Origin of the sequence: Corynebacterium aurimucosum (assembly GCF_030408555.1) — a bacterium.
In the GTDB taxonomy this organism is placed as follows: Bacteria; Actinomycetota; Actinomycetes; order Mycobacteriales; family Mycobacteriaceae; genus Corynebacterium; species Corynebacterium aurimucosum.
Genome location: NZ_CP047048.1, coordinates 1,606,468 through 1,618,805 on the forward strand (window position 1 = coordinate 1,606,468; position 12,338 = coordinate 1,618,805).

The window sequence follows — 12,338 nt, forward strand, 5'->3', positions numbered from 1 at the left end:
GCGCAGTTATCCAATTACTCCATAAAAGTTCACTAGCAACAAGTGCAGGAATAGGATGATTTTCGTGCAGTTGCCAAAGTTTGGCCCAGCCTGGGCAGGCGCCTTGATGGGAACCTCCATTGCGTCAACTTTGTCGGGTTTACATGGTTTAGACGTAGGCCAAATTGTCTTCGCTCTTATCGCAGCAATGCTGCTGGTGATTTTTACCGTGGGGGCAAAGAATGAACCTCCTCGGCACCAGAACATGGCGGCGTGGGGGATGTACACGATGGGTCTGCTGGCGTGCGGCTCGGCGTGGACTGCGTTAACCGGAAACGTTGCCTTCCAGTTAGTAAGTTGGTGGATTGGTGCACCGCTTTCTGTCGTGGTGTGCCTGTGGCAGCTCTGGGGGTTATTCCAGCAGCCGCACCACTACGACAAGCCCGCTTTTCCTTGGGGGCTAGCGCTGGTTTCCCCTATGGTGGCGGCGACCTCCGCAGGCCAATTGGCTATCAACCATGGGCAGTTCTATCACTTTGCCGGCGAGCTGTGCTTCTTCCTCACCTTCATCACGGCAATTCCGCTGTTCGCCTACTGTTACCGGTCTCTTGTACAACGCCGAGATAGGCCGTGCGGCGCAGCTGCTGGTACAGCGTGGATCCCGCTGGGCGTGGTTGGTCAATCAACGGCCGCCTCGACTTTGCTTTTTGACGCCCACCTCTACGGCATCATCATGTTCGCCATCGGAGCACCCTGCGTAGCATTCGCCATGTACTGCTTCTACCAAGCGGTATTCGCGTGGGCTCCCTACGGCCCCGGCTGGTGGGGTTCGACCTTCCCAGTCGGAACGCTGTGCCTAGGCTCATGGGATGAAGGCTGGCACCAGTTGTCCTTCGCTTTACTGGTGCTCTTGCTGCTCCACTGGGGAGCCTCCGCGCTGCGTTTCGGCACGTGGCGGCTCCAGAGCGCCTAAACTTCTGAAGCTCGGCCCAGCCCACAGCCCAGTCCAGCGCAGGGGCAGCCCAGCCCAGGCATAGTCACCCTTTGAGGTACCGTGGGGCGCCATGAGTGACACTGCGCTGATAGAACGCCTGCTGGGCCCAGACCAAGAAGGAATCCGCTTAATTGCGGTGAGTACGCTCCACGGCTCCGCCACCATCGATGGCACCTCCGAACCGATGGGCAACGACACCGACGCTGAACTCTTTGCCGCCCTACGCGAGTGGGCGGACGTTGCCGTCGTCGGCTCAGCCACGGTGAAAGCAGAAGATTATGGGCCGGCGTCAAATACCCGTCTCGCCGTCTTCAGCCACTCCCTCGATTTTTCCGGCTTCGAGGACTTCATTGCAGCTGGCCCCCTCGTGCTTACCCCCGCAGAACGCGCATCTTCACTCGAGGCACGGCGCTTAGCCGACGCTGGTGCCGAAGTCGTCAGCACAGGTACCGGAACCATGAGCGAGGCTATTGCTGCCCTCCGCGCCCAGGGCGCGCGCCGCATCAGTTGTGAAGGTGGGCCATCCGTCTACTCCGCCTTTATCGCAGAAGGCCTCGTAGACAAGCTGTATTTGACGCTTGATCCGCACCTTTCCCCTTCCGTCGAAAAGCCAGTCGTTGACGGCGAGGCCACCTCCCCCGCGCTCAAGCTCGAGCTAGAGAACGTCACCGCCGTCGACAACACGGTGTTTCTGCGCTACCGGCGCACTCAGACCCCGTAAACTGTGCTGCCGTGACTTCTCCGGCTCCCTCACCCTCAGATTCCACATTCGCTGATTCCGCGCGACTGTGGACGGCCGCCGCGTGGCCCGCCGCCATCGTCTTGGTTTTCCATCGCGTGTTCGTGCTCGCCTTCAACGGCACGGTGACTGATGATTTCGGCACCGTCTACCGCGCGATCCGGAACCTGTGGGAGGGCACCCCGGTCTACGAGCAAAACTATTCCTTCGTCGAACCGCTCTACCTGTATAACCCAGGCGCCACGGTCCTCTTGTCCCCCTTGGGGCTCGTGTCCGAGGAACACGCGCGCATCGCCTTCATTCTGGCCAACGCCGCCGCCATCATCGCTGCACTAGCCGTGTTGACCCGCTTCGTGGGCCACAGCCTGCGGGGCCCACTGTGGCCGGTCAGCATCGCTGCTGCCTTCGCTACCGAATCAGTTATCAACACGTTGGTCTTTACCAACATCAACGGTTTATTGCTGCTCGCGATGGTGGCGTTCTTGGCCTTGTTGGATAAACACGGCTGGGCCGCTGGCTTGTGCATCGGACTGGCAATTCTGGTCAAACCACAATTTGCCCCGCTGCTCTTCCTCGCCCTCGTCCGCAAGCGCTGGCTCACTGTAGGCTTGGGCGTAGCCGTACCTTTGGTAGTCAACCTTGCAGCCTGGCCGTTCGTCCCCGGCGTGGAGGGCTTCCGCGCCAACCTTGTGCCTTACCTGTCCACCACGCGCGATTATGCCAACGCCTCGTGGCCGGGCGTGCGCGCCTACTTCGATCTCCCCGGCATCATCTACTATCCCATCTGGTTGCTCTTCGCAGCTCTAGCGGCAGTGGCGATCCTCGGTCTGCTGCGCTGGCACGACAGTGAGCCCACCTTCTGGGCGCTGAGCACCAGTGGTGCCATCATGGTCGGCATCTTCTTCCTTTCCTCCCTGGGTCAGCAGTATTACTCCATGTGGCTTATCCCCATGCTGTTTACGGTGGTACTTGCGCGCTCGGTCTTCCACACGTGGGGAGCATGGTTGGCCGCATTTTTATTCTTGGCGCCGCTCGAGTGGACGTCGTCCAGCATGCCCACCGCCGCGCACTGGATGAGCGTCTTTATCGCTACCCTTGGGTGGGGACTGCTCATTGTGGTCACCGCCGCCTCGGTGGCCGGCTGGTGGGCTGCGGAGCGAGGCACTAGCCCCAAGCATCAAGCGAGCGATAAAATCCCTGCATGACTGATTTCAAGCTCATTGCTGATGCTGAATGGCGCAAGCGCCTAAGTCCGGAGGAATACCACGTCCTGCGCGATGCTGGCACCGAGGCACCGCACGTCGGTGAATACACCAACACCACCGCCGAGGGTGTGTACTCCTGCCGGGCCTGCGGTGCCGAGCTCTTCCGCTCCACGGAAAAGTTCGAGTCGCACTGCGGTTGGCCGTCCTTCTTCTCCCCTTTGGCCGGCGACGCCATCATTGAGCGTGAAGACAATTCACTGGGCATGCGCCGCATCGAGGTGCTGTGCGCCAACTGCGAATCCCACCTTGGACACGTCTTCGAAGGCGAAGGCTACGATACGCCGACGGACCTGCGCTACTGCATTAATTCCATCTGCCTCGACCTAGAAGAAAAGCCGGTCGAGGACTAGACCCTCAACCGGCTTCCGGTGCCTTTCGCTGCCGCTACCGCGAATTATCGCAGCTCTTAAGGCAGGATAGCGATGAGCTCAGCGACGTCCTTCACGCGGCGGCCGGTGTGGAAGGGAATTTCCTCACGCACGTGGTGGCGAGCCTCGGTGTAGCGCATCAGGTACATCAGGTCCACGATGCGGTGCAGCTCTGGGGCCTCAAAGGCCAGGATCCACTCATAGTCACCCAGCGCGAAGGCCGGCACGGTGTTTGCGCGCACATCCGGGTAATCACGGCCCTGCATGCCATGCTCCATGAGGATGCGGCGGCGCTTTTCTTCATCCATGGTGTACCAGTCGTAGGAACGCACGAAGGGATAGACAGAAATCCACTCGCCAGGTTCTTCGTCCATGATGAAGGACGGCAGGTGAGATTTGTTGAACTCCGCCGGGCGGTGCAAAGCATTTCCTACCCACGTCACCTCAGAAACCTGGCCCAGGACGGTCTCGCGGCGGAAATCCGCGAAAGCCTTTTGGATGTCGGCGAATTCTTCCGCGTGCCACCAGATCATGTAATCAGCGCTCTCCCGCATCCCGGAGAGATCGTAGATACCGCGAACGGTAACCACGCCTGCGTCCTCGAGCTCAGCAAAGAACTTCTGTGCTTGTGCCACGATCTCCTCGCGCTCCGTGCCCAACGCACCCGGGATCACCTGAAATACCGCGTGCTGCGAGTAGCGCTGGACCTTGTTGAGCTCGGCGAAGTTGACCTTCGACATGCCTTTCTCCTTCTTTCAACCGACAGAGTTTCTTATCCATCATAAGTTGGAGGCGCCCCCGCGCGCCACTAGCCTTTCGGCGCGCCTTCCACCGCCACACGGGCGGAGCTTATACCTTGATCCCCGTGAGCAATTCCGACGTTTCTTCGCGCAACCTTGCAGGGGCACCGACCAACCTGCACGATCGCGCCGCCGCCTCTTCCGCCGAATCGCGCCCTGCGGAGCCGAGCACTCCGACCGCCTTCACGGAGGCCGTCGAGTCCCTCCATGCCGCACAGCTGCGCCCCGAAATCACCTTGGGCACCATCCGCCCACCGCAACGCCTGGCTCCATTCAGCCACGCTATCGGCCTCGAGGTTGAGCGCACAGAACACGGGGACCTTATCCCTACTGACTCTGAAGGCGATGCCTTCGGCCGCCTCATCCTGTTGCACGACCCAGGCGCTGAGGAAGCATGGGAAGGTGCGATGCGCCTGGTGGCCTACATCCAGGCAGACTTGGACGATGCCGTCGCCGGGGACCCGCTGCTTCCCGACGTCGCCTGGGAATGGCTCACTGAATCCCTCGACGTGCGCGAAGCTACGCATACGAACTTGGGAGGCACCGTTACCTCGACCGCTTCCGTTCGTTTCGGCGAAATTGGCGGACCACCGCGCGCCTACCAATTAGAAATGCGCGCCTCGTGGACTGCTTCCGGTCTGGATCTCGCCCCACACGTCGAAGCTTTTGCGCAAGTCCTCTCCCTCGTCGCTGGTTTGCCGCCAGAGGGCGTAGCCGAACTCGGACGCTAAGATGAGCGAATTGCGCCAGGTACCGGTTGATGGGACGCCGAAAGTCCTCCTTTCTCCCCGTCAGTTTCAGGCCGGTGCCGCCCGCTTAGCTGCGGGCACCGGGCCGTTTGCCATCGACACCGAACGCGCCTCGTCCTACCGTTTTGATGACCGCGCCTTCCTCGTGCAAATCCGCCGAGAGGGTGCAGGCACGTTCTTGTTCGCCCCGGAGCATCACCGCGATGAGCTCCGCGCAGCACTCGCACCGGTGCTCAATGGGCAAGAGTGGGTGGTCCATGCCGCCCCTTCCGATCTCCCAAGCCTAGCGTGGCTGGGCCTATATCCGGGCATGCTGTTCGATACCGAGCTAGCTGCCCGCTTCGCCGGTTTCGCACACCCTAACTTGGCCGCAATGGTGCTGGAGCTTTTCGACGTTGAACTGGAAAAAGGCTACGGCGATTCCGACTGGTCCGAAACCCCCATCCCGCGGAAGTGGCGCAATTATGCGGCGCTCGACGTGGAGCTTCTCAACGAGCTCGCCGTGACACTGCGAGATATTCTTGCGGAACAGGACAAGCTCGACTGGGCCTATGAAGAGTTTGAGCGGATTGTCGAAGACCACGCCCGCATCACTGGGCCTGAGCCCAGGTCGTGGCGGGCCCTCAAGGGTGTCTCCTCTCTGCGCTCCCGAGAGCAACTCGTGGTAGCCCGTGAACTGTGGCAGCGACGCGAATCCATCGCCCGCTCCCAAGACATCGCCCCTAACCGAGTACTGCCGCACCGTGTGCTCGTCGACATCGCGCGCCGCGTGCCCCGGTCGCCGCACGAAATCAATCAAGTTAAAGGCTTCCCCCGCCGCCGCGGCGGCGCCACCTTGCGCTGGTTCGATGCCGTCGAGACCGCCCTTGCTAGCCCGCGCCAGCAGTGGCCGAAGGCGTTGCGCAGCCCACGCCCGGTTCCTTCCAAATCAGCTTTTAACCGAGATTTCCCCGAGCTGTGGCAGCTCTATACCGAGATCCGTAGTGATTTCGAGGCTCTCGGTGAAGAGCTGGGCATGAGCTACGAGCTGATCCTCAAACCCAGCTTGGTCCGCGCTGTAGTCTGGGCGGCCTGCGGACCTGAAGGCGGTGTGGCGGGCGAAATCGCAGCAGACGCCGATATCCCCGATTTCCTGCGTTCCCAAGGCGCGCGCGAATGGCAGGTAGAGCTGTCCACGCCGCTCCTGCGTCGCGGTCTAGCGCGAATACGCTCTATGCCACCGCGCCTCTAGCTCCGAGCAGCTACCCACTCATTCACGGAGTCCGTGATTCCCTCCGGGGTCAACCCGAATTCCTCAAGGATTTCTCCGCGGCTGGCATGCTTGGGGAAGCACCCAGGAACACCAAGGCGGTGGACTGGGGTATCCACATCCGCGGCGTCGAGTGCTTCCGCCACCATGGAACCCACGCCGCCCCGCAAGAGGCCATCCTCTACCGTGACCACAAGATCATGATCAGCAGCGAGTGCAACGATGGATTGCGGGACCGGCACCGGCCAGCGCGGATCCACGACGGTGACGTTGAAGCCTTGGGCTTCGAGCAGCTCAGCTGCTCCCAGGGAACGCGCACTCATGGCACCGATAGCGACGATAAGTACATCAGTGGCCACCGCCGCAGCAGCATCGGAATAGCTCAGGATATCTACCCCGTCATCGAGGCGCTTGAGTTCGTCGCGGTCATCAAGGAGGTTGCCCTTGGGAAAGCGCACCACCGTGGGGCCATCCTCAATAGCGATGGCCTCATTAAAGAGCTCACGCAGGCGTGCGCCATCGCGCGGCGCGGCAATGCGCATCCCCGGGACGATGCTCATCAACGCCATGTCCCACACTCCGTTGTGCGAAGGGCCATCAGAGCCCGTGACACCGGCGCGGTCGAGCACGATGGTGACGGGCAGCTTGAGCAGCGCGATGTCCATGACGACTTGGTCCACTGCACGGTTAAGGAAGGTGGAGTACACCGCCACTACCGGATGCATTCCGGCCAGCGCCAGACCGGAGGCGGAGGCCATGGCATGCTGTTCGGCGATGCCAACGTCGAAGAATCGCTCCGGGAATTCCTCCTGGAAGGGCGCAAGACCCGTCGGCCCCGCCATAGCAGCGGTAATAGCCACGATATCCTCGCGCGCATGACCGGCCTTGATGAGTTCCTCGGAAAAGGCCGCAGTCCATCCCGGCTGCGTTTGCCCCTTGGAGACACCGGTGACCGGGTCGATAGCTCCGGTGGAGTGCATCTGGTCCTTCGGCTCATTGACCGCCGGGGCAAAGCCATGCCCCTTCTCCGTGACGGTGTGCACGATGATGGGACCGTCATAGTCCCGGGCATAACTCAGTGCCCGGACCACCGCGTCGATATCGTGGCCATTAATGGGGCCAATGTATTTGATTCCCAACTCTGGGAACATCTCGGTAGGCAGAACGGTGGACTTTACGCCCTCCTTGACCGCGTGCAGAGCATCAAAGGTACGCTCGCCTACCCAACCCATCGACTTCAGGCGTTTCTTGCCCAACTCCATGAACTCGTCATAACCATGCTGTGCACGAATACGCCCGAGGTTCTCCGAAAGGCCGCCAATGGTCGGCGAATAGGAGCGGCCATTGTCGTTAACGACGATGACGACGTTGCGGTCTTTATCCGCAGAGATGTTGTTCAATGCCTCCCAGCACATGCCACCGGTGAGGGCACCATCACCGACGACTGCCACGGCATTGCGGTGCGATTCACCGCGAATCTTGAAAGCCTTGGAAAGGCCGTCCACCGTGGATAGCGCTGCAGAAGCGTGCGAGGATTCGGTCCAGTCATGTTCCGATTCCCCACGGTCCGTGTACCCGGATAAGCCGCCCTTCTGGCGCAAGGAATCAAACTGGTTGGCACGGCCGGTGAGCATCTTGTGCACATAAGACTGGTGCGAGGTATCGAAGACGACGGGGTCCCGCGGGGAGTCGAAGACGCGGTGGATCGCCACCGTGAGCTCCACAACGCCCAGGTTGGGCCCGAGGTGACCGCCCGTGGCGGACACCTTCTCAATCAAGCGCTGGCGGATATCCGCCGCGAGCTCAACCAGTTGCGTCTTGCTCAGGGCTTTGAGATCGCCTGGTGATTGAATGGAATCCAGAATGCCCATAGAGCTTGCCTTAAACCCCTTCATCGATCGTTTTCTTCTCTACCACCGTACCCGCTTATACGCGTGACACGTCAATCATTACCCCGGGATCTTCCGCCGCGGATGCATCCTGCCTTATGCCGCAGGAACCAGCAGTGCCAAGGTCTCAAAATGGTGTGTTCCCGGAAAGGCATTCACCATAGCTAGGCGCTCCATGCGGTAGCCGCGCTCGGACCATGCAGCGATATCACGCGCAAACGTAGCGGGGTCACAGCCAATGTGGAGGACGCGCTGCGGCGCCGCAGCGGCAATGGCGTCCACCACCTCAACACCCGCACCGGTACGCGGAGGATCCAAAATGACCGTTGTTGGCCGCGGCAGCTGGCTTGCGGCCTGCTCCACCTTAGCTGTCCGGAAGTGCACATCAATTCCTGAAAGGCCCGGCTGCGCTGCCGCAGCCGCCGGCGAGTAATCGACGGAATACACCGTGGCGTGCCCACCCTCAGGTGCAGTGACTTCAGCCAGCGCGGGAACGAATAGCCCTACTCCTCCGTAGAGATCCCACGCTACTGCTGTGACCTCGGATCCCTTCGTTGCTTCGTGTTCTTCGGCCTCACCTTCAGCCGCGAGCCACTGACGCGCAAGCCGTGTGTAGACATCAGGTGCGCCGATGTGTGCTTGCCAAAAGGCGGTGGGTGGGAAGTGAAACTCGTGGCCATCAGCGCGTTGAACTACGTCTTGCGTCGGCGCCTCGATGGTCTCCCGAATAGTCTCGATCCTCCGGCCGCGCGGCGCCTTCCGGGTTTCCACGACGTGGCGGTTACCGTCGTTGTCCATGACCGCAATGACCTCCGCGCCAGGGCTAAATGTGCGGGCTCCAGGACCGACCAGACCGCTGACAAGGCCCGGTACTAGCTGGCTGCACGCCACGTCCGTAACCAGTTCTGTGGATCCGCGCTTGCGCACACCAGCACGGCCTTGCTGGTCGACGCCCAACCGGACCCGCGTGCGCCACCCTCGCTGGGGCGCCACATCAATAGGCTCAATTTCTGGAATACTCTCAAGGCGTCCTACCCGGCGCAGCTGATCCCGCAAGACTGCGACCTTGATTCCCGGCTCCGCCGCTAGGTCTAGCTCAGCGAAGTCGCAGCACCCGGCACCACGCTGTGCCGCCGGGCAGGCAGATTCAACGCGGTCAGGGCTTGCCTTGAGCACAGCATCAATTTCGGCTTCCACGAAAGATTTCTTCACCTTGGTAGCCGTCACTACTACCTGGTCTCCGGGAAAAGCGCCGGGGACAAAACACACACGCCCGTCGGGTGCTGCGCCGATTCCGACACCGCCGTGCCCCATGCGCTCGATGGAGGTACCGAAAGACTGGCCTTTGGTGATGGCTGCGCTCTCAGCGTTCCGCTCAGTCTTAGTCATGAGTTTTCTCCATGTGTAATTCCGGAGCCCTGCGCTTCCTCAACAACAGCGTTGGCGCGACGCACCATCCAAACAGTCAAGATGGTGACGATACCGGTCAGCGGCCAGCCCATGAGGATGCGGACGATGCCGAGGGTTGTGGTCTCGTCGGCGTCGTACAGCGCGCGCTGCACTATGAACCGGGCGATGAAGACTGCGGCCCACCCCGCTGTTGCTAAGGCATAGGCCCGCCGTGCCTTCGGTACTGTGCGCCACCCCATGTCATCGCCGTTCAGGCCCTTCCAGACCACGCCCACGAGTGGCCAGCGCGCGATGATAGAGACCACCGCCACGATGAACAGCACGAGCGACATCCAGATTCCATAAAGGAAATAGCCCTTGGCATCCCCTGTAAACCAGGCAATAGCGGCGCAGATAGCTACGCCCAACAGGCCGGAAACAGCCGGCTGCAGGGTCTCTTTGCGGGCCAAACGCCACACGCTAATAGCCAATGCCACGCCGAGCGCCGCAGCCAGCGCTGGTCCCAGACCCCAGACGTTGTTGACTGGGATGAGAACCAGCACCGGTAGGGTCGCGGACACGAGCCCAGTCAGGCCTCCCATCTGTTCGAGCAACGATGGTTCCACCTCGGCATCCGGGACCACGGCCGTTGCCTGCGGTGACGTATCGGTACTCGGCCCCGCGGTATCTGCGGGGCTAGGGGCGGCGCCGCGCTCAGTGAAATCGTGCTCTTCAGGCGTAGGGGTGGTCACGTGTTTTAAGAATCCTTTTCGCTAGTGCCGGGGAGAGAAAACAACGTTTAAAGTTTTAGTTCTTCTCGTTGTCTTCGAGCTCCCGCAGCTGTTCGCGGGCTTGGGCCTCCGCGGCGTTCTCGACGCCTTCGGTAGCTGATGCGGCCTCCGGTGTTGCAGTGTTGTCGGCATCGGCAGCCTGCTGCTGGCGCTCCTTCAGGGCCTGCTGAACTTGCTCAGCCAGTTGCTGCGGCAGCATAACAGGAAGCGAACTTCCGGCCAGGATAGGCTCCTCACCACGGTAGATGAAGGTACGGGCGACGACTTCACGCCCCAGCTTTGCGAGCTCTTCTTCCTTGCCCGCCGGGGCGGCCAGGGTCAATCGGTACATCCACCGCGGCCCCTCCACGCCGATAATGCGGATCCCGCCTTTGTCGCTGGATCCAACAATTTCAGATCCCCAAGGCCCGTCCTCTGGGTGCGCGGCAAAACCATCGGCTTCCAAGCCTTGGACGATATCCTCCGCAGATTCCGCCCATTGCCCTGGCGTGCGCGGCGCGGCAAAGGCTACGGGGGTCATGCGGCCGTGCGGCGTAAGGATGTGGAGCATGCGCGGGCCGTCTTGGCCCATCTCCACCTGGACCTGCGAGCCCTTCGGCAGCGGGATGCGCATGGAACCCAGGTCCAGCAAACCAACCGAGAAGTCCTCAAAGTTGAACTCGGCAATATCAACGTTATCGCCGTCGTAGGGCCCCATTTCCCCGTTGATGGCATCATGTGCCACGGCCTTAATCCCGGTAACACCATGAGAATCATCGTTGGCTTCGCGGACTAGGCCAGCGCTGGATTCGGCAGGAGCCGTGGCAGCGGTATCGGCTACGGTCTCTGCTGCCTCCGGAGCAGCCTCGTCCTGACGGAGATCCGGGTTCTTCCCCGCGTCCTCGGTCTTATTCTCGTCCTTCTTCTTTTTGCCAAAGGGCCACATCGCCATAGTTTATGCCTCCCTTAATTCGTGTGTGTTGCTGGTCTATTCGAGTCAGTTGACGCCAGTGGAGCCGTAACCGCCTTCACCGCGAGCGGTCTCATCGAGTTCCTCAACCTCACGGAAACCGACCAACTCCACGCGTTGCACAAGGAGTTGGGCAATACGCATTCCCCGCTCAACCTCAAAGGTCTCTACTGGGTCGTGGTTAATAAGGCAGACTTTAATCTCACCGCGGTACTCCGCATCGATGGTGCCTGGCGTGTTGACCACGGAAATCCCATGCTTGGCTGCCAAGCCGGACCGAGGGTGAACCAAGCCGACCGTGCCCATCGGCAGGGCAAGGGCTATACCCGTGCCAACCAAAGCCCGCTGGCCGGGACGCAGAGTGACATCGTGCGCAGCATAGAGATCCGCGCCGGCATCGCCACGGTGGGCGCGCTGCGGCAGCGGAAGCTCCTTATCAAGGCGCTTTACCTGAATCTGACCAAAAGGACTTACCGGTTCTACGAGGGGATGTTGCTCATTCACGCGGCCCAGCCTACCTTGCTCCCACCGTGCCGCACCCACGGGCTGGGGCCTGGAGGCTATGTCTACTCGGCGCGTTGGGTTCTCCCCTCCCCAGACGACTAGACTCTGAGGCCATGTCTTCGAGTTCTTCGTCTGCTTCCCCCTCGGCGGCTGCCGAATCCCCCGTCATCCTTTACCGCGAGCGCCAGTGGGTGCCGTGGCACTGGTGGTTGATGGCGGCCGCCGTTGTGGTGATCTCTACAGCCACGGTCAGCCTCAACCGCGGAATCATGTGGGTCATCATCCCCGCTATTCTGCTCAGCGCCATCGCCGCGTGGGTCCTCTTAGCATGGTCCAACACGGTGGTGCAGGTGGAACAGGATACCGACGGCACGCGGTGGCTCACCGTGAAGGATGCGCAGCTGCCACATGATGTTGTCGCCCGAAGCACCGCGGTGCCGGCCACCGCGCGTCGCAATGCATTGGGCCCACAGCTCGATCCCGCTGCATTCCTTGTGACACATGGCTGGGTACCAGAACATGTGATGCTTGTCCTCGATGACCCAGAGGACCCAACACCTTATTGGCTCATTGGCTCAAAGAACCCCGACGAGCTACTTGCGGCCTTCGTGCCCGAACAGGCCGCTGCTGCCAAGGCTTAAACGCCGCGTGCAGAATCAGGAAGCTCGTTAGC

The 12,338-nt window shown here is 61.2% G+C and carries 13 protein-coding genes; 7 read left to right on the plus strand and 6 right to left on the minus strand.

The window, feature by feature from the left end:
• Nucleotides 1-55: 55 nt before the first annotated feature.
• The 4 genes from CAURIM_RS07570 (at nt 56) to msrB (ending at nt 3,327) form a co-directional block, all read left to right on the plus strand.
• Entirely contained in the window at nt 56-952 is an 897-nt protein-coding gene (locus tag CAURIM_RS07570) for a TDT family transporter (protein WP_253587836.1), read from the plus strand.
• A gap of 91 nt (nt 953-1,043) precedes the next feature.
• Nucleotides 1,044-1,694, plus strand: a complete 651-nt coding sequence (locus tag CAURIM_RS07575) for a dihydrofolate reductase family protein (RefSeq protein WP_070446781.1) — start codon at nt 1,044-1,046, stop codon at nt 1,692-1,694.
• A gap of 11 nt (nt 1,695-1,705) precedes the next feature.
• Complete coding sequence (locus CAURIM_RS07580) at nt 1,706-2,917, plus strand: glycosyltransferase family 87 protein (RefSeq protein WP_201828067.1); 1,212 nt, start codon at nt 1,706-1,708, stop codon at nt 2,915-2,917.
• The gene (gene msrB / locus CAURIM_RS07585; protein WP_201828064.1) at nt 2,914-3,327 is read left to right on the plus strand and encodes a peptide-methionine (R)-S-oxide reductase MsrB; all 414 of its coding nucleotides are present in this window, start codon (nt 2,914-2,916) and stop codon (nt 3,325-3,327) included. Before CAURIM_RS07580 ends, msrB begins: the two co-directional genes overlap by 4 nt.
• Nucleotides 3,328-3,383: 56 nt before the next feature.
• Here the strand turns inward: msrB and hemQ are convergent, their stop codons facing one another.
• Nucleotides 3,384-4,085, minus strand: a complete 702-nt coding sequence (gene hemQ / locus CAURIM_RS07590; protein WP_201828061.1) for a hydrogen peroxide-dependent heme synthase — start codon at nt 4,083-4,085, stop codon at nt 3,384-3,386.
• A 176-nt stretch (nt 4,086-4,261) separates the two neighbouring features.
• On the opposite strand from hemQ, the gene CAURIM_RS07595 reads away from it, so the two are divergent.
• Both CAURIM_RS07595 and CAURIM_RS07600 read left to right on the plus strand, forming a co-directional pair.
• On the plus strand, nt 4,262-4,876 hold the full coding sequence (locus CAURIM_RS07595) for a DUF3000 domain-containing protein (protein ID WP_144656534.1): 615 nt from the start codon (nt 4,262-4,264) through the stop codon (nt 4,874-4,876).
• Nucleotide 4,877: 1 nt separating this feature from the next.
• Nucleotides 4,878-6,125, plus strand: a complete 1,248-nt coding sequence (locus CAURIM_RS07600; protein ID WP_201828058.1) for an HRDC domain-containing protein — start codon at nt 4,878-4,880, stop codon at nt 6,123-6,125.
• Here the strand turns inward: CAURIM_RS07600 and dxs are convergent.
• The 5 genes from dxs to dut form a co-directional block, all read right to left on the minus strand.
• Entirely contained in the window at nt 6,122-8,014 is a 1,893-nt protein-coding gene (gene dxs, locus CAURIM_RS07605; protein WP_201829551.1) for a 1-deoxy-D-xylulose-5-phosphate synthase, read from the minus strand. The two genes, CAURIM_RS07600 and dxs, sit on opposite strands and share 4 nt — an antisense overlap.
• A 114-nt stretch (nt 8,015-8,128) precedes the next feature.
• A complete protein-coding gene (locus CAURIM_RS07610) occupies nt 8,129-9,421 on the minus strand; it encodes a class I SAM-dependent RNA methyltransferase (RefSeq protein WP_201828055.1) in 1,293 nt (430 codons plus the stop codon).
• Nucleotides 9,418-10,173 (minus strand): DUF3159 domain-containing protein, encoded by a 756-nt coding sequence (locus CAURIM_RS07615; RefSeq protein ID WP_201828052.1) that lies wholly within the window; start codon nt 10,171-10,173, stop codon nt 9,418-9,420. The genes CAURIM_RS07610 and CAURIM_RS07615 overlap by 4 nt, the downstream gene beginning before the upstream one ends.
• A 55-nt stretch (nt 10,174-10,228) precedes the next feature.
• Nucleotides 10,229-11,143: a DUF3710 domain-containing protein gene (locus CAURIM_RS07620; protein WP_070446773.1), complete on the minus strand. Its 915-nt coding sequence runs from the start codon at nt 11,141-11,143 to the stop codon at nt 10,229-10,231.
• A gap of 45 nt (nt 11,144-11,188) precedes the next feature.
• Nucleotides 11,189-11,665, minus strand: coding sequence for a dUTP diphosphatase (dut, locus tag CAURIM_RS07625; RefSeq protein ID WP_070446772.1), 477 nt, complete (start codon nt 11,663-11,665; stop codon nt 11,189-11,191).
• Nucleotides 11,666-11,778: 113 nt separating this feature from the next.
• Here dut and CAURIM_RS07630 point away from each other — a divergent pair, with 113 nt between their 5' ends.
• On the plus strand, nt 11,779-12,306 hold the full coding sequence (locus tag CAURIM_RS07630) for a DUF3093 domain-containing protein (protein WP_070446771.1): 528 nt from the start codon (nt 11,779-11,781) through the stop codon (nt 12,304-12,306).
• The last annotated feature ends 32 nt before the right edge of the window (nt 12,307-12,338 follow it).